Here is a 16185-nt window from a genome sequence, read left to right as displayed (position 1 = left end):
ATCAACTCCACCGCGCGGCCAGCGGCCAGAAGGCGGCACCCGCCAACGAGCCGGCCAACGCACCGGCGACGAGATCGCGTGGTGTATGCCGGTGGAGTGCCAGGCGCGACCATGCGATCGCGGCGGCAAACAACAACGCCGCCAGCATCCATGCGATGCCGAGCTCGCGCAGCAGCCACGCCGCGAACACCGCAAAGGCCATGTGCAGCGACAGCTTGCACCAGCGCGTCGTGGCCATCGCCACTAGAATCATCGCGGCCGACATCGCCATGCCGAGCGCGAACAGCGGTTGCGTGCCACGCCAGGCCACGAGCACCGCGCCGGCCACGAGCGCTACCAACAGGAAACGATTGAGGCTGCCGCGCTCGTGCCGCGCGCTGGCATCCACGTGCGCCCAGCGGCCGCGCCGCACCTGCCACCACGAGAATCCCATGACGAGGGCGGCGAACAGGCCGAATCCCAGCGCGGCCCCGGCGGCCGCACCGCGATCGCCCTGCACCAGGGCGATCACCACCACGGCGAGCGGCAGCACCAGCATCGGGTGGCCGGAGATGGACAGCGCGCGGGCGAGGGCGTGGGACATGTCCGCAGCATACTGCGGCGCTTCCGTCGCGTGGGTCGCGACCGTCCGCCGGCTGAACGCGTCCGTCAGCGCGTCAACCCGGGACGCACGCAGGCGTTTTCCCTGCCAGTGGCGCAGCTCGCGCCGCGTCTTCAGGAGAACATGATGAATCGCAAGACCCTGCTTTTCGTGGCCGTCCTGGCCGCCCTCGGCGCCGGTTCAGCGCTGGCCGCCACCCAGGCGGGCGACGCGCACAAGCCGGCGCGCGCGAGCCTGGACAAGAACAACGATGGCGTGATCGACAAGGCCGAGGCCGCCGCGAACCCGCGCTTGGCCGAACGCTTCGCCGAGCTGGACAAGAACGGCGACGGCAAGCTCAGCGCCGAGGAGCGTCCCCATCGCAAGGGCATGCACGGCCCTGGCCGCCACCACCGCGGCGGGGAACGCGGCGCGATCGCCTTCAAGAAGCTCGACGCCGATGGCGACGGCAAGGTCAGCCGGGCAGAAGCCGCGGCCGATCCTAAATTCGCCGAACGCTTCGAAACACTGGACGCCAACAAGGACGGTGCGATCGATCGCGCCGACCGCGAACTGCGCGGCAAGCAGCGCCGCGATGAATGGTTCGCCAAAGCCGACAGCGACAAGGACGGCAAGCTGACCCGCGCCGAGATCGACCAGGCCGACGCCGCGCGCCGTACAGAAGCCCATCAGCGGATGCAGGCCCGCATGGACGAGCGCTTCGCGAGTGCGGATGCGAACAAGGACGGTCGCCTGTCGCGCGACGAGGTGAAGGACGGCCGCCTGGCTTCGCGCTTCGACGCACTCGACGCCAACAAGGACGGCTTCCTGTCCAAGGACGAGCTGGCCGCAGGCAGGCCCGCGCGCCGCTGAGGGGAACGACGTGCACCCGGCGATCCGGGTGCACGTGCTGTTGGGTCAGAAAGAAAGTCGGCCCGACATCACCAGGCCTGCGAACAGGCCGGCGGTCGCCAGCGTGAATCCCAAGACGCAGCCCCAGACCCGCCACGTGCGCTGGCGCTGCATGCGGCGGCCCTCGCCCTCAGGATCGAGCACCAGGTCGCGCGCTTGGCGACGCTGCAGGATCTGCGGCAGCCAGCGCCCCGACGTCCAGCCGATGACGGCCATGTAGGCCAAGGTCAGGGCCGTGTGCGGCATCCAGCCTGGCACGCGGGCCAGCGTGCTGATGCCGACGATGAAGAGCAGGATGGCAAGCGTGTTGACGGTGCCGTAGCGCAGCAACTGGTCGCGTTCGCGCGCATCCAGCGGATCGCGCAGGTATTTGCGGATGCCGAACCAGACCGCACCGATGCCCACCAGCGTGCCGAACGCGGTCGCACCCAGCGCGCCGCCCAACAGCTTGAGCAATCCCTTGCCCGCGACCGCGCCGCCGGTGCCGAGCACCACCGCGCCCGCCGAGGGCGGTGCCGCGAGCGCGAGCATGCCGAGCACCCCGCTGGCGAACGCCGCCGATGGCGCCGAGGTGCGGGCGAATTCGCCGAAGCGCGCCATTAGTTCCTCGCGCACGTAGTGGCGTGCGCGCGACAGGCGCTTGCGTACCGCAGCATCGGTGATGCCTAACAATGACGCGACCTGCTGCGAACGCTGGCCTTCGCGGTAGTACAGCAGCAGCACTTCGCGGCTGTCTTCGGGCAGGGCGGCGATCACTTCGCGCGCCGCCGCTTCCTGTTCGGTCTGCAGCAGTGTTTCTGCCGGCGTGGGTGCGGTATCGGCGGCGAGCGTCAGCGCGATCTCGGCGGTTTCGCCGGTCATCGGGCGGCGACGTTGGGCGCGCAGGTGGTCGCGGGCCAGGTTGCGGGTGATCTCGCGCAGCCACGGCAGGAAGCTGTCGGGGTTCTTCAACGTGGCCAGCTGCCGCCAGCCTTTCAGGAATGCCTCCTGAGCGATGTCCTCGCTGGCCTGCACGTCGCGCGTGATCGCCAGCGCGATGCCCGTGACCGCGTTCTGGCAGAGCGCGACGACGCGGCCGTACGCGGCCTGGTCGCCACGCGCGGCGGCGGGCAGGGCGTCCCGCAGGGAAAGTTCGATCGCCAGGGTGTCCATCCGGTCTCCATGCTCCGCCCGGTGCTTCCGGGCCATGCAGGCACGACGACCGACCGACCGAAGTGTGACCCAGCCTGACAGGGAGCGGAACTAGAGGGGCAGGCGCTCCGTCCTGACCAGTACGAACAGGATGGCGCCGATCGCCAGCAGGCTGCTCAGCACGACGGCTTTCCGGCCGATCACGTAGTCGTAGCCGCGTCGACGTTTCGCGTTGGCGGGATAGGCGAGGATCGGGTCCATGATCCGCGGCAGCATGACCAGGTACTGGTAGTTGATCGCGCACATGCCGACCACGGTCACTGTCGCGATCGCCGCCCAGCCGGGCGCGAGCACCGTCGCCAGCATCAGGCAGAACAGCCAGGCCGAACCGGTGACGGTATTGAGCACCATGAACCGGCGCACCAACAGCCGTTCCTGCGCGGTCTGGCAGAAACGCGCGAGGTACCACCAGGTGAAGGCGTAACCGATCAGTCCGCCGACCACGCCGCCCAGTGCCCCGCCGAGCGCGAACGGATGCTGGGTGATCTGTTCGAAGATCACGCCCAGCGAGCCGCCCGCCACGCCGCCGGTGATGCCGCCGGTGGTCACGCCGCCGGTTCCCAGCTTGCCCAGCCCGAGGCCGCTGCCCAGGACGCCAGTGCCGATCACCGTCGCCGCGCTCGCCGCCGGCATCGCGCCGACCAGCCCGCCCAGCACGATCATGGTGAAGGCCGCGCCCGGTGCCGTGGAGCGGGCGAACTCGCCGAAGCGCTGCATCAGCTCGTCGCGGACCATGCTGCGCGCGCGCGACAGGCGCTTGCGCACCGCCGCGTCGCTCAGGCCCAGCAACTCGGCGACCTGCTGCGAGCTCTGGCCTTCGCGGTAGTACAGCAACAAGGTTTCTCGACTGTCCTCGGGTAGCGACGAAATGATCTCGGTGGCGACGATTTCTTCTTCCGTCTGCAGCAGGTGTTCGGAGGGCGTCGGGCCGGGATCGGCGGCCATGCCGATCGCGATCTCCGCGGCCTCACCGGACATCGGCCGGCCATGCTGCGCGCGCAGCCAGTCGCGGGCGAGGTTGCGGGTGATCTGGCGCAGCCAGGGCAGGAAGCTGGCGCTGTTCTTCAACCGGTCGAGCTGCTGCCAGGCCTTCAGGAAAGCTTCCTGCGCGATGTCCTCGCTGGCCTGCACGTCGCGGGTGATCGCCAGTGCGATCGCGGTGACGGTGTTCTGGCAGGCGTGGACGATGCGGCCGTAGGCCTCCTGGCTGCCGCGCGTGGCGGCGGGCAGTTCGGCCTGCAGCATCAGGTCCAGGGCGAGGGTATTCATGGCGTCAGGATCATCGGGTGGGCTGATGACCCTGACGGGCCGGGAAGACGGATGTGACCGTGCGCGGTCAGCCGCCGGTGGCGGGCTGGATGCGGATGCGGTCTTCCTCGGGCGCCTCGTTCGCGGGGGCGGGCGTCGCGGGTTGTTCCCGTGGCACCGGGACGGGCGCTGCGGGCGGCGGCACCGGGCGCCGCATCCACATGACGACGGCGGCCAGGGCGATCAGCGCCAGCAGGATCAGGCGGATGCGCCAGGCCCAGGAGCGCTGCGGCGTGGCCACGGGCTCCTGGTCGCTGCGGAACGTCAGCGTAGACGCGTAGCCAGGGCGCGTGGTCTCCATCAGGCCGGCCTCGCGCAGCAGTTCGCGCGCGCGCGGCTGGTCTTCGGCATGGCGTACCCAGACGGCGGGCTGCAGCTGCGCCTTTACCGGCTCGGTGTAGCTGAACTGCCCGCCGCGCTTGCTGTGGTACGAACGGCCATTGCTGATGAAGACGGGAACGCCCGCATCGCTCAGCAGCTTGGCCACGCCTTCGACGGTCTCGATGCGCTGGCTGGAAAAGACTTGCCGCATAGGTATTCCCTCAGTCCTTCGCCGGGACGGCCGAGGCCGCTTCGGCATCCGGCACCACGCGAATCAGGCCTTCCTGCGCGGTGCTGGCGACCAGACGGCCCTGGCGATCGAAGATCTGCCCGCGCGCCAGTCCGCGCGAGCCGCTCGCGCTGGGGCTGTCGATCGAATAGAGCAGCCAGTCGTCGGCACGGAACGGGCGGTGGAACCACAGCGCGTGGTCCAGCGACGCCATCTGCACGTTCGGCTGGTAGTAGCTGATGCCGTGCGGGTAGGTGGCCGTGCCGAGCAACTGGAAATCCGATGCATAGGCGAGCAGGGCGCGGTGCAGTTCGGGCGAATCGCCGACCGGCTCGCTCAACCGGAACCAGACCTGCTGGAACGGCGGGCGCTTGGGCGGATTCAACTCGTCGCGTGGATAGACGTGGCGGAATTCGAACGGGCCGCGTCGCGACAGCCAGCGCTGCACCTTCGGCGGCAGCGTGGCCATGACCTCCGCGGGCACCGGTGGCGCGGGCGGGATGTCTTCCGGCTGCGGCACTTCCGGCATCGACAGCTGGTGCTCGGCGCCTTCTTCCTCGGCCTGGAACGAAGCCGCGCAGAAGAAGATCACGCGGCCGTGCTGGATCGCCGTGACGCGGCGCACCGAGAAGCTGCCGCCGTCGCGCGTGCGGTCTACTTCGTAGACGATCGGCGCTTCGATGTTGCCGGCGCGAAGGAAGTAGGCGTGCAGCGAATGCGCGCGGCGCTCTTCCTCACCCCCGCCCACCGTGGCCTGCGCAGCCGACAGCGCCTGGCCGAGCACCTGGCCGCCGAACACGTACTTGGTGCCGATATCGCGGCTCTGGCCGCGGAACAGGTTGTCTTCCAGCCGCTCCAGCGACAGCAGTTCGATCAGCTCGGAGACGACGGGTTCGGGTGCGGGCACGGCAGGGCCTGGAGTCTTGGCGAACGGCGATTATACCGGCCGCCCGTGCGCGGCCCGTCAGGGCAGCAGCCGCTCCAGCGGGGTCATGCGCAGCACCGCGTCCCACGGAAAGAGCGGGCCCGGGTCCATCTTCCGCGGCACCAGGACGTCCGGATCGTCGCTGGCAGGCTCGCACGTGGTGTCGAGGTCCTCGTGGCCGGCGATGTAGCGCAGTGCGGGCAGCTCGCGCCGCAGGTGCGCCAGCAGCGCCGACAGGGCCTCGATCTGTGCATCGGTGTAAGGCTCTTCCATCGACTGGTGGCCCACGGCGAGCCAATCGGGGTAACGACCGGTGTTCACCAGCTCGATCCCGACCGACCGCGGGTTGTAGCCACGCACGTGGTGGGCGACGTGTTGCGGGCGCACGTAGACATGCACGGTGCCGTCGCGATCGATGTAGTAATGGCCGCTGTTGCCGGTGCCGGAGGCATGCAGGATGCGCTCGCCGTACTCGCGCGCCAACGCCATGTCCGGCAGCTCGGTGCAGTGGATGACGACCAGGTCGATCTGTTCCAGCGGCCGGACGTCCAGCTTGGCCTCGTAGGGCAACAGGTCGATGACGGGGGCGAAGGGCAGGTCCGTGCGCATGCTTCGATGCTAGCAGGCAGGGCGGGGAACGGGCTGGACACGGGCCGCTCCGGTAAACTGGCGGCCTTTCCCGTCGCGCGGGTTTCCCATGCCGCTCAACCCCGAATCCCCGTTGGCCAAGCTCATGGCCACCCTGCCGCGTGCCGGCAAGGTGGAATGGATCGGCCTGCGACCGGCCCGCGATGAGGTCATGGTCTCCACCGACGCCGTCGAAGCCGTCACCGGCGCTGGCCTGGTCGGCGACCGCTACAAGGGCGGCAGCGGCAAGCGCGGGATCACCCTGATCCAGGCCGAGCACCTGCCCGCCATCGCCGCGCTGGCGCAGCGCCCCGACCTGGCGCCAGCGCTGTTGCGCCGTAACGTGGTCGTGTCCGGCATCCCGCTGATCGCGCTGAAGGAGCGCCGTTTCCGCATCGGCAGCGCGGTGTTCGAGGGCACGGAAGAATGCGACCCGTGCTCGCGGATGGAAGACGCGCTAGGCCCGGGCGGCTACAACGCGATGCGTGGCCATGGCGGCCTGTGCGCGCGGATCGTCGAAGGCGGCACGTTCCGCATCGGCGATCCGGTGGAAGCGCTCTGATGCGCGGCCACTGCATCCTGTCGCACGGGTTCGAAAGCGGACCGGATGCCACCAAGGTCACCGCGCTCGCCGACGTGGCCGAACGCCTGGGGTGGACCCACGAACGCCCCGACTACACCGACCTCGACGCACGCCGCGATGTCAGTTCGCTCGGCGACGTGGTCGCACGGCTGGAGCGCCTGCGCTCCCTCGCGCACGCCGCCGCGTCGCGTGGGCCGGTGGTGCTGGCCGGTTCCAGCCTGGGTGCCTACATCGCCGGCCGCATCTCGCTGGAGGTGCCGGTGCGGGGCCTGTTCCTGATGGCGCCGCCGATCAGCATGGGGCCGCTGCCGCTGCTGGACGCCGCGCCGGTGCCGGTCTCGGTGATCCATGGCTGGGACGACGAACTGATCCCCGCGCAGGCCGTGACCGATTGGGCGCATGCGCGCCGCGCGCGCCTGCTGCTGGTCAACGACGGGCATCGCCTGTCCGACCATGTCGCCGCTTCGGCGGATGCATTCGGGCAATTGCTCGCCGCTCTCTGACGTATCGAGGTTTCCTTTGAAGTTCTTCGTCTCCTGCGCCAAGGGCCTGGAATATCTGCTCGCCGACGAGCTGCTCGCGCTCGGCGTGCCCAAGGCCACCGCCACCATCGCCGGTGTGAATGCCGACGGCGAGCCCGTGGACGCGCAGCGTGCCGTGCTGTGGTCGAGGCTGGCCAGTCGCGTGCTGTGGCCGATCGATGAGTTCGAGTGCCTGAACGAACAGGCGCTGTACGACGGCGTGATGGCGATGGCGTGGGAAACGCACACGCGGCCGGAACTGACCCTGGCGGTGGATGCGCACGTGTCCGGCGAGGCGATCACCCACGCGCGCTATGCCGCGCAGCGCGTGAAGGATGCCGTGGTCGACCGCCTGCGCCAGCAGGGCCTGGAGCGACCGTCGGTGGATGTCGAACAGCCGGACCTACGCATCAACCTGTCGCTGCGCAAGAATCGCGCGACGATATCGATCGATCTGGGTGGCGGCCCGATGCATCGCCGCGGCTGGCGCCAGGCGCAGAACGAGGCGCCGTTGAAGGAGAACCTCGCAGCGGCCGTGCTGATGCGCGGTGGCTGGCCGGCGCTGTACCACGACGGCGGCGCGTTGCTCGACCCGATGTGCGGCAGCGGCACGCTGCTGATCGAAGGCGCGCTGATGGCGGCCGATGTCGCGCCGGGCCTGCAGCGCCACGGTCCGGCGCTGCCTACGCGCTGGCTCGGCTTCAATGTGGATACGTGGCGCACGCTGTTCGCCGACGCCGTGCAGCGCGAAACGGAAGGCCGCAAGGCGCTGAAGCCGGTGTTCTTCGGCAGCGACGTCGACCTGGGCGCGATCCGCGCCGCGCGTGACAACGCGGTGCTCGCCGGCCTCGCGGGCCAGTTGCAGTTTGAGATGCGCGATGTCGCCCAGTTGCCTAAGCGCGAAGAACCGCGCGGGCTTGTCGTCTGCAATCCGCCCTACGACGAACGACTCGCCGCCGATGCCGACCTATACCGCGCGCTCGGCGATGCGCTGCAGCACGCCGTGCCGCAATGGCGCGCCAGCCTGCTATGCGGCAACGCCGATCTCGGTTATGCCACCGGTTTGCGCGCGGCCAAGAAGTACCAGCTGTTCAACGGCGCCATCGAGTGCGCGCTGATCGTCTGCGATCCGGTCGCCACGCCCGCCCGCGAACCGCGCGAGGCCAAGCCGCTGTCGGACGGTGCGCAGATGGTCGCCAACCGGCTGCGCAAGAACCTCAAGAAGTTCAAGGCCTGGCGCACGCGCGAGGGCGTCACCTGCTACCGCGCCTACGATGCGGACCTGCCCGAGTACGCGGCGGCCATCGACGTCTATGTGGAAGAGGGCGGACAGGCCCGCACGTTCCTGCACGTGCAGGAATACGCCGCGCCGGCCACCATTCCCGAGCACGACGTGCGTCGCCGTTTCAGCGAGCTGCTGGCCGCCACCCGCGAGGTCTTCGGTGTGCCGCAAGAGCAGATCGCGGTGAAGGCGCGCGAGCGCGGCAAGGGCGGGTCGAAATACGGACGCATGCAGCAGCGCGACGAGTTCATCGTCGTGCGCGAGTCGGGTGCGCTGCTGCGGGCCAACCTGTTCGACTACCTCGACACCGGCCTCTTCCTCGATCATCGGCCGCTGCGGCGACGGATGGCGCAAGAGGCGCGCGGCAAGCGGTTTCTGAATCTGTTCTGCTACACCGGCGTGGCCAGCGTACAGGCCGCCGTCGCGGGTGCGTCGAGCACCACCAGCGTGGACCTGTCGGCGACCTACCTGCAGTGGTGTGCGGACAACCTCGCCGAGAACGGCCTGGGCGGCGCGAAGCATCGCCTCGTGCAGGCCGACGCCGTGCGCTGGCTGGAGGCCGAGCAGGCCGAGTACGACCTGGTCTTCTGCGATCCGCCGACGTTCTCCAACTCCGCGCGCGCTGACGACTTCGACGTGCAGAAGGAGCACGTGCGGCTGTTGCGCGCCGCGGTTGCGCGGCTGGCGCCGGGCGGGGTGCTGTACTTCAGCAACAACTTCCGTCGGTTCAAGCTGGACGAGAACGCGGTGGCGGAATTCGCGCGCTGTGAAGACATCAGCGCCAGTACGATTCCGCCGGATTTCGAACGCAACGCCCGCATCCACCGCGCGTGGCGGTTGACGCGGGCGTAACGCCGGGCGTCAGCCGACGATCAGGACGAAGTCGCCGCGCTGCGAGGCCATCGACAGCGCCAGCGTGCTGCCGGTAGCGGCGAGGTCGGCCGCCGATAGGCGCGTGGACGGCGGCTGCGCGCGGTAGGACGCATCGTCCGGCAGCGTGTCGCGCACGACATAGCCCATCAGCACGTTGACCAGTTCGCCCAGCGCGTCGAGCGCGAGTTCGTCGTCGCACTGTTCGGGTGTCAGCGAGAGCAGGGCGCAGGCCATCGCATGCATGGTGGCGCGGCTGCACCCCACGCCGACCAGCAGCGATTGGGATGCGGCGGTGATGCGCACATGGGCGGTGAACTCGCAGGCGTCCAGCGCAGCGTCGTCGGCGATGCCGGCGGCCTGGCACTGGCTGCCCACCAGACGCGGGAACAGGCGGTTGCAGACGCGGATCGCGCTGGTGACCACGTCGGCCAGGGTGTGGCCGGCGATGCCGAGCGCCAGTGCGTGGTTGGCTTCGTCCAGATCGCGACGGTGCGCGACCAGCTCGGCTTCCAGTTGTTCGGTCGTCAGCACGCCCTGGTTGACCAGGATCTGGCCGAACAGGGTGCGGCCCTGCTTCTGCGCGGCCAGCAGTACGTCGAGCTGCACGTTGCTCAGCCAGCCCATCTCCAGTGCGATGTCGCCGAAGCGGCGGTCTTCCGCGCGCTGCCGTTCATTGATGCGGCGCGCCTGCGTCGCGTCCAGCATGCCGTGCTGCGTGGCGAGTTCGCCGAGCAGGGGATTGGACGCGCGCTGCGCGTCGAGCGCGGCAAGGAGCTGCCCCGAGGTGATGGTGCCGCGTTCCAGCAGGAACTGGCCCAGGAATTTCGCTGCCATGATGGGTCGTCTCGTACGTAAAGTGGAAGGACGTGCGTGCCGGTCAGGCGACCGCTTCGTGCAGCACGCGATCCATCACTTCCGGATCGATGGGCTTCTGCAGGTAGGACTTCGCGCCCAGCTTCAGGCATTCCTCGATGTCGCTCTGCGCGCCGAGCGAGCTGAGGATCACCACGCGCGCATCCGGGTCCTGCGCGAGGATCTGGCCAAGCGCCTGCTTGCCGTCGCATTCGGGCATCACCAGGTCCATCAGGACCACGTCCGGCTTCAGTGCCTGATATTGGCTGACGGCTTCAAGACCGTTGCCGGCCTCGCCCACCACATGGAAGCCGCAATCGTCGAGCTGGCGTGCCGCCAGCATGCGCAGTGCGCGCGAATCATCGCAAAGCAGAACCGTCGGACGTGACGTCATTTCAAGATCCCCCTGTGGATCGTGTTGGCCGCGCAGCGGATGCGACGCGGTTCGACATGTAGGCCGTATCGGCCGGTCCGGGGAGTTCTTGAGCGGGAGCGTCAGTGCGTCATGCCGGCGGCCAGGGTTTCCTCGACAAGGCTGAACGCGGAATGCGCACCGCCGCGCGAGCCGCCTACGTCCGTGGCGAAATAGACCACGCCCGTGCCCGCCTTGCGGTCGATCCACAGGCCCGAGCGCAGGCCGTAGGCATCGCCGGAGTGGCCGACGCGCGCGATGCCATCGCCGAACGGATCGTCGCCGCAGCCTTGTGCGGGTGTCGCCAGGGTCTGCATGGCGAGGCCGTACCGGCAGAAGAAGGCCTTGTTCTGCCCGCCGCCGGTGTCTTCTTCATGCGTCACGCCATTGCCGCCGTCGAACGTCCATTGCGGAGCGACCATCGCGTTGACGCTGGCGGACGACAGCAGGCGCACGCCGTCGACTTCGCCGCCGTCGAGCAACAGGCGGCCGATCTTCGCCAGTCCGTTCGCCGAGATGCGCAGGCCACCCTGCGGCGAGAACAGCGCCCCGTTCTCGCCGGCCTTCCAGCGGGCGAGGTCGCAATCGGCACCGTCCTCGACGACCACGGCGCAGACGGGCTTGCCCGTGCGGTTCTCGTCGCGCACCGGTGCGCGGTCGCGATACAGCACCACGGCGCGCGTCGCCGTGGCGGCATCGCAGCTTTCCCAGTTGAAGCAGGCATCCAGCTTCAGCGGTTCCAGCACCAGGCGGCGCATCAGCCGGTCGAAGCGCTCGCCAGTGACGCTCTCCATCGCCATCGCCACCAGCGGGAAGTTGAGGTTGGTGTAGCGGAAGTGCGTGCCGGGTGCGTGTGCGTCGTCCCAGGCCTTGGCATCGTCAAGGATGCCCTTCAGCGGTTGCCCCAGCGGTGTGGCGTAGTAGCCGGCGGCATCGGTCAGGCTGGAGCGGTGCGACAGCAGCAGGCGCAGCGTGATCGGCATGTCGGGGAAGCGCGGGTGGCGCAGCCTCCAGCCCAGGTAGGTCGAGACGTCGGCATCGAGATCGAGCTTGCCGTCCTCGACCAGCCGCATCACCCCGATCGTGGTCACCAGCTTGGAGATGGAGGCGACGCGCACCGGATCATCGGCGGTGATCTTGCGGCCGGTGGCGAGATCCGCCATGCCTTCCGCATGGGCACTGACGACGCCGTTGCGGTCGAAGGCGACGCGCACCTGCGCGACGGGTCCGGCAGCGGACGCCACCGTGGAGGCCATCAAGCAGGCGAGGCAAACCAGGATGCGGAGGGAACGCAGGGACATCGGCCAGCACCTCGAGGGAACCGGCCCCGACTTTACTTCATCGTCGGCATCACGAACTCGGCGGCATGCGTCTCGGGCCAGCGGGCGGTGATCGTCTTCAATCGCGTGTAGAAACGCACGCCGTCCGGACCGTGCACATGCAGGGGGCCGAAGATCGAGCGCTTCCAGCCGCCAAAGCTGTGGAATGCCATCGGCACGGGGATCGGCACGTTGATGCCGACCATGCCGGCCTGCACGCGGTGGGCGAATTCGCGCGCCGCGCCGCCGTCGCGGGTGAACACGGCGGTGCCGTTGCCGTATTCGTGCTCATTGACCAGGCGCAGCGCGGCATCGAGGTCGGGCACGCGCATCACGCACAGCACCGGCCCGAAGATCTCTTCGCGGTAGATCGTCATCTCCGGCGTGACGCGGTCGAACAGGCAGCCACCGAGGAAGAAGCCCTCCGCGTGCCCATCGACGACATGGCCGCGGCCATCGATGACCAGGCTCGCGCCTTCCGCAACACCGGCATCGATATAGCCGCGCACCTTGTCGCGGTGCGCACCGGTGACCAGCGGGCCCATTTCCGGGTCGAGGCAGCCGGGTCCGATCTTCAGCGCCGCCACTTTCGGAGCCAGCGTCGCTACCAGCGCATCCGCCGTGGCATCACCCACGCAGACCGCGACCGAGATCGCCATGCAGCGCTCGCCGGCCGAGCCATAGCCGGCGCCCAGCAACGCTGACACCGCGCCATCCAGGTCGGCATCGGGCAGCACGACCATGTGGTTCTTCGCGCCGCCCAAGGCCTGCACGCGCTTGCCGTTGGCGGAACCGCGCGCATAGATGTATTCGGCGATCGGTGTGGAGCCGACAAAGCTCAGCGCCTGCACGCGCGGTTCGTCGAGCAGCGCGTCCACCGCGGCCTTGTCGCCGTGCACGACGTTGAACACGCCATCCGGCAAGCCTGCCTGCTTCAGCAGGTCGGCCATGAACAGCGCGGCGGACGGATCGCGTTCCGAGGGCTTCAACACGAAGGTGTTGCCGCAGGCCAGTGCCACCGGGAACATCCACAGCGGCACCATCGCGGGGAAATTGAAGGGCGTGATGCCGGCGACGACGCCGAGCGGTGCGTATTCGCTCCACGAGTCCACGTCGCGTCCAACGTTCATCGAGTGCTCGCCCTTGAGCAGGTGCGGGATGCCGCAGGCGAACTCCACCACTTCCAGCCCGCGGGTCACTTCGCCGCGTGCGTCGGAAAGCACCTTGCCGTGCTCGGACGTGATGATCTTTGCCAGCTCGCCGGCGTGCGCCTCGAGCAGTTCCTTGAAGCGGAACATCACCCGTGCGCGGTTCAACGGTGTCGTGGCGGCCCACGCGGGAAAGGCGGCGGACGCCGCGTCCACCGCCTGCTTCACGTCATCGGCCGAGGCCAGCGGCACGCGTGCGGTGACGGTGCCGGTGGCGGGATCGAACACATCGCCGTGGCGGCCGCTGCCGCCTTCCACCCGCTGTCCGTTGAAGAAATGGTGCAGCGGGTGGCTCATGCGATGCTCCTCAGGGTCGGATCAGGCCAGCGCCTCGCGCGCCGGCACGTAGGCGTAGCCCAGATCGTCGGCGACCGCCTTGTAGGTGATCTTGCCGGCGTGCACGTTCAGGCCGTTGAGCAGGTGCTCGTCGTCCAGCAGCGCCTGCTTCGCGCCCTTGTTCGCCAGCTGCACCGCGAAGGGCAGGGTGGCGTTGGTCAGCGCGAAGGTGGACGTGCGGGCGACGCCACCCGGCATGTTGGCCACGCAGTAATGGATGATGCCGTCGACTTCGTACGTGGGGTTCTGGTGGGTGGTGGCCTTCGAGGTTTCGAAGCAGCCGCCCTGGTCGATCGCCACGTCCACCAGCACCGACCCCGGGCGCATCAGCTTCAGCTGGTCGCGCGAAACCAGCTTGGGCGCCGCCGCACCGGGGATCAGCACCGCACCGATCACCAGATCGGTATCGGGCAGGCGTTCCTCGATGGCATCGCGGGTCGAGTAGATCGTGGTCAGCTGGTGGCCGTACAACTCGTCCAGATACTTCAGGCGGTCGAGCGAACGGTCGAGGATGGTGACGTGCGCGTTCATACCCATCGCCATGCGTGCGGCGTTGATGCCGACCACGCCGCCGCCGATCACCAGCACTTCGGCCGGCTTCACGCCGGGCACGCCGCCGAGCAGCACGCCGGAACCGCCCTGCGCCTTCTCCAGCGCGTGCGCACCGGCCTGGATCGACATGCGGCCGGCCACTTCCGACATCGGCGCCAGCAGCGGCAGGCCGCCCTTGCGGTCGGTAACGGTTTCGTAGGCGATGCAGGTGGCGCCGGAGGCGACCAGCGCCTTGGTCTGCTCCGGATCGGGCGCGAGGTGCAGATAGGTGTAGAGCACCTGGCCGGGGCGCAGCATGGCGCACTCGTTCGGCTGGGGTTCCTTCACCTTGATGATCATGTCGGCGCGGGCAAAGATCTCCGCCGCGGTGTCGACGATCTCCGCGCCGGCCTTGATGTATTGATCGTCGGTCAGGCCGATGGCCTTGCCGCCGTCGCGCTGGACGATGACCTGGTGGCCATTCGAGACCAGTTCGCGCGCACCGGACGGCGTAAGGCCGATGCGGTATTCGTGGTTCTTTATTTCCTTGGGGACGCCAATCAGCATGTTGCTCTCCAGTAGCGGGAAGGGGCTTCGCGCGAGGGGGAGCGCTGGGGCCGTTGGTCCGTAATTTTACGCGGTTGCCCGTATGGTGTCCGCCAGAATGTTCACGATCCGGTCGATGTGGTCCTTCTCCACGATCAACGGGGGCGACAGGGCGATCACGTCGCCGGTCACCCGGGTCAGCAGGTGGCCTTCGTGGAAGGCGCGGGCGAAGACGTCGTAGGCCCGGGTGCCGGGGGCACCCGCGCGCGGGGCCAGTTCGATGGCGCCGACCAGGCCGAAGTTGCGAATGTCGATCACGTTCGGCAGACCCTTCAGCGAGTGCAGGGCCTCCTGCCAGTAGTCGCCCAGGCTGAGCGCCTTGTCGAACAGGTTTTCCTCTTCGTACGTATCCAGCGTGGCGAGCGCGGCGGCGCAGGCGAGCGGATGGCCGGAGTAGGTGTAGCCATGGAACATGTCGATGGCGTTGTCGGGCCCGCTCATGAAGGCGTCGAACAGGCGCTCGGAAACGAACGTGGCGCCCATCGGCACGCAGCCGTTGGTGATGCCCTTGGCGGCGGTGATCATGTCCGGGGTGACGCCGAAGCGCTGCGCGCCGAAGGCGTGGCCGACGCGGCCGAAGCCGGTGATGACTTCGTCGAAGATCAGCAGGATGCCGTGCTTGTCGCAGATCTCGCGTAGCCGCTGCAGGTAGCCCTGCGGCGGGATGACCACGCCGGCCGAGCCGGAGATCGGCTCGACGATGACCGCCGCGATCGTGGTGGCGTCGTACAGCGCGATCTGGCGCTCGAGATCTTCGGCCAGTTCGATGCCGTGCGGCGGCAAGCCCTTCGAGAACGCATTGCGCGACACGTCCAGCGTGTGGCGGATGTGCGAGACCGCGGGCAGGCCAGGGCCGAACCACTTGCGGTTGTTCGGCAGGCCGCCCACCGACATGCCGCCGAAGCCGACGCCGTGGTAGCCCTTCTCGCGGCCGATGAAGCGCGTGCGCTGGCCTTCGCCGCGCACGCGGTGGTAGGCCAGGGCGATCTTCAGCGCACTGTCGACCGCTTCCGAGCCGGAATTGCTGAAGAACACCTTCTTGAGGTCGCCCGGCGCCAGCGCGGCCAGCCGCTCGGCCAGCTTGAAGGGCAGCGGCGAGCTCATCGAGAAGTTGGGCGCGAAGTCGAGCGTGCCGATCTGCTGCTTCACGGCCTCGACAATGCGCGGCCGCGAATGGCCGGCGTTGCAGCACCACAGTCCGGCCGTGGCATCCAGCACCTCGTTGCCGTCGACATCCTTGTAGTACATGCCCGACGCGCTGGCGAGCAGCCGCGGCTTGGCCTTGAACTGCTTGTTGGCCGTGAACGGCATCCAGAAGTGGTCGAGCGAGGCGGGCGCCTCGAGGTTCTGGCGGGCGTAGTGATCGGCCAGGGCGCGGGAAGAAGTGTCGTCGGCGCTCATCGCGGCTCCAGGGGGCGGGGCGGATGGGCGCAGCTTAGCGCGTTGAAAAAACTTTACAACCGTGTCGAAGGTCGGATTCCCCGCATTGCCCCGGTCCCGGCCCGCCCTCGTTCATCCGCCTCCGAATACCGCGGTGAGCCCGGATTGACCGGCCTGTCCCGGGGTGTA

16 protein-coding genes and 1 pseudogene are annotated in these 16185 nt (G+C 68.7%); 5 read left to right on the top strand and 12 right to left on the bottom strand.

Going from position 1 to position 16185, the window contains the following annotated elements:
• Position 1: 1 nt before the first annotated feature.
• Positions 2-583, bottom strand: a complete 582-nt coding sequence (locus BM365_RS18105) for a phosphatase PAP2 family protein (protein ID WP_093486915.1) — start codon at positions 581-583, stop codon at positions 2-4.
• A gap of 141 nt (positions 584-724) precedes the next feature.
• Between BM365_RS18105 and BM365_RS04375 the strand changes: the two are divergent.
• Together BM365_RS04375 and BM365_RS18300 are read left to right on the top strand one after the other, a co-directional pair.
• Positions 725-1243: pseudogene (locus BM365_RS04375) on the top strand (EF-hand domain-containing protein); the annotation flags it as partial.
• Positions 1244-1276: 33 nt separating this feature from the next.
• Entirely contained in the window at positions 1277-1453 is a 177-nt protein-coding gene (locus tag BM365_RS18300) for a hypothetical protein (RefSeq protein ID WP_343124175.1), read from the top strand.
• A gap of 45 nt (positions 1454-1498) precedes the next feature.
• Here BM365_RS18300 and BM365_RS04370 read toward each other — a convergent pair whose 3' ends face one another.
• The 5 genes from BM365_RS04370 to BM365_RS04350 all read right to left on the bottom strand — a co-directional run bounded on the left by BM365_RS04370 (position 1499) and on the right by BM365_RS04350 (position 6075).
• A complete protein-coding gene (locus BM365_RS04370) occupies positions 1499-2644 on the bottom strand; it encodes an RNA polymerase sigma factor (RefSeq protein WP_093486910.1) in 1146 nt (381 codons plus the stop codon).
• A gap of 90 nt (positions 2645-2734) precedes the next feature.
• On the bottom strand, positions 2735-3952 hold the full coding sequence (locus BM365_RS04365) for an RNA polymerase sigma factor (RefSeq protein ID WP_093486908.1): 1218 nt from the start codon (positions 3950-3952) through the stop codon (positions 2735-2737).
• Between the two features lie 67 nt (positions 3953-4019).
• Positions 4020-4523: a putative signal transducing protein gene (locus tag BM365_RS04360; protein ID WP_093486906.1), complete on the bottom strand. Its 504-nt coding sequence runs from the start codon at positions 4521-4523 to the stop codon at positions 4020-4022.
• 10 nt (positions 4524-4533) lie between these two features.
• Positions 4534-5448: an acyl-CoA thioesterase II gene (gene tesB, locus BM365_RS04355; RefSeq protein WP_093486904.1), complete on the bottom strand. Its 915-nt coding sequence runs from the start codon at positions 5446-5448 to the stop codon at positions 4534-4536.
• Between the two features lie 57 nt (positions 5449-5505).
• Complete coding sequence (locus BM365_RS04350; RefSeq protein WP_093486902.1) at positions 5506-6075, bottom strand: N-acetylmuramoyl-L-alanine amidase; 570 nt, start codon at positions 6073-6075, stop codon at positions 5506-5508.
• An 88-nt stretch (positions 6076-6163) separates the two neighbouring features.
• Here BM365_RS04350 and BM365_RS04345 point away from each other — a divergent pair, with 88 nt between their 5' ends.
• From BM365_RS04345 to rlmKL, 3 genes are read left to right on the top strand one after another with little or no spacing between them, the layout of a single operon-like run.
• On the top strand, positions 6164-6655 hold the full coding sequence (locus BM365_RS04345; protein ID WP_093486900.1) for an MOSC domain-containing protein: 492 nt from the start codon (positions 6164-6166) through the stop codon (positions 6653-6655).
• On the top strand, positions 6652-7179 hold the full coding sequence (locus BM365_RS04340) for an alpha/beta hydrolase (protein ID WP_093489487.1): 528 nt from the start codon (positions 6652-6654) through the stop codon (positions 7177-7179). Before BM365_RS04345 ends, BM365_RS04340 begins: the two co-directional genes overlap by 4 nt.
• A gap of 16 nt (positions 7180-7195) precedes the next feature.
• A complete protein-coding gene (gene rlmKL, locus BM365_RS04335) occupies positions 7196-9331 on the top strand; it encodes a bifunctional 23S rRNA (guanine(2069)-N(7))-methyltransferase RlmK/23S rRNA (guanine(2445)-N(2))-methyltransferase RlmL (protein WP_093486898.1) in 2136 nt (711 codons plus the stop codon).
• A gap of 9 nt (positions 9332-9340) precedes the next feature.
• On the opposite strand, the gene BM365_RS04330 is transcribed toward rlmKL, so the two are convergent.
• From BM365_RS04330 to BM365_RS04305, 6 genes are all read right to left on the bottom strand, one after another.
• The gene (locus tag BM365_RS04330) at positions 9341-10186 is read right to left on the bottom strand and encodes a cyclic di-GMP-binding domain-containing protein, MshE-related (RefSeq protein ID WP_093486896.1); all 846 of its coding nucleotides are present in this window, start codon (positions 10184-10186) and stop codon (positions 9341-9343) included.
• A 43-nt stretch (positions 10187-10229) separates the two neighbouring features.
• Positions 10230-10598 carry a response regulator gene (locus BM365_RS04325; protein WP_093486894.1) on the bottom strand — a complete coding sequence of 123 codons (369 nt, stop codon included), beginning with the start codon at positions 10596-10598 and terminating at the stop codon, positions 10230-10232.
• A gap of 101 nt (positions 10599-10699) precedes the next feature.
• Complete coding sequence (locus BM365_RS04320) at positions 10700-11917, bottom strand: serine hydrolase domain-containing protein (RefSeq protein ID WP_093486892.1); 1218 nt, start codon at positions 11915-11917, stop codon at positions 10700-10702.
• Positions 11918-11949: 32 nt separating this feature from the next.
• Positions 11950-13440 (bottom strand): CoA-acylating methylmalonate-semialdehyde dehydrogenase, encoded by a 1491-nt coding sequence (locus tag BM365_RS04315; protein ID WP_093486890.1) that lies wholly within the window; start codon positions 13438-13440, stop codon positions 11950-11952.
• Positions 13441-13461: 21 nt separating this feature from the next.
• Positions 13462-14577 (bottom strand): alanine dehydrogenase, encoded by a 1116-nt coding sequence (gene ald / locus BM365_RS04310; protein ID WP_093486888.1) that lies wholly within the window; start codon positions 14575-14577, stop codon positions 13462-13464.
• A 66-nt stretch (positions 14578-14643) separates the two neighbouring features.
• Entirely contained in the window at positions 14644-16017 is a 1374-nt protein-coding gene (locus BM365_RS04305) for an omega-aminotransferase AptA (protein ID WP_093486886.1), read from the bottom strand.
• Between the last annotated feature and the right edge of the window lie 168 nt (positions 16018-16185).

This window comes from Pseudoxanthomonas sp. YR558 (genome assembly GCF_900116385.1).
GTDB lineage: Bacteria > Pseudomonadota > Gammaproteobacteria > Xanthomonadales > Xanthomonadaceae > Pseudoxanthomonas_A.
Note: the sequence above shows the minus strand (reverse complement) of the source record. Positions and strands in the feature narration are given on the sequence as shown.

Coding starts and splice junctions, on each gene's coding strand:
- BM365_RS04365 (WP_093486908.1), bottom strand. CDS start 3,952: ATGAATACCCTCGCCCTGGACCTGATGCTGCAGGCCGAACTGCCCGCC.
- BM365_RS04325 (WP_093486894.1), bottom strand. CDS start 10,598: ATGACGTCACGTCCGACGGTTCTGCTTTGCGATGATTCGCGCGCACTG.
- ald (WP_093486888.1), bottom strand. CDS start 14,577: ATGCTGATTGGCGTCCCCAAGGAAATAAAGAACCACGAATACCGCATC.
- BM365_RS04360 (WP_093486906.1), bottom strand. CDS start 4,523: ATGCGGCAAGTCTTTTCCAGCCAGCGCATCGAGACCGTCGAAGGCGTG.
- BM365_RS04305 (WP_093486886.1), bottom strand. CDS start 16,017: ATGAGCGCCGACGACACTTCTTCCCGCGCCCTGGCCGATCACTACGCC.
- BM365_RS18300 (WP_343124175.1), top strand. CDS start 1,277: ATGCAGGCCCGCATGGACGAGCGCTTCGCGAGTGCGGATGCGAACAAG.
- BM365_RS04350 (WP_093486902.1), bottom strand. CDS start 6,075: ATGCGCACGGACCTGCCCTTCGCCCCCGTCATCGACCTGTTGCCCTAC.
- BM365_RS18105 (WP_093486915.1), bottom strand. CDS start 583: ATGTCCCACGCCCTCGCCCGCGCGCTGTCCATCTCCGGCCACCCGATG.
- BM365_RS04315 (WP_093486890.1), bottom strand. CDS start 13,440: ATGAGCCACCCGCTGCACCATTTCTTCAACGGACAGCGGGTGGAAGGC.
- BM365_RS04330 (WP_093486896.1), bottom strand. CDS start 10,186: ATGGCAGCGAAATTCCTGGGCCAGTTCCTGCTGGAACGCGGCACCATC.
- BM365_RS04370 (WP_093486910.1), bottom strand. CDS start 2,644: ATGGACACCCTGGCGATCGAACTTTCCCTGCGGGACGCCCTGCCCGCC.
- BM365_RS04345 (WP_093486900.1), top strand. CDS start 6,164: ATGCCGCTCAACCCCGAATCCCCGTTGGCCAAGCTCATGGCCACCCTG.
- BM365_RS04320 (WP_093486892.1), bottom strand. CDS start 11,917: ATGTCCCTGCGTTCCCTCCGCATCCTGGTTTGCCTCGCCTGCTTGATG.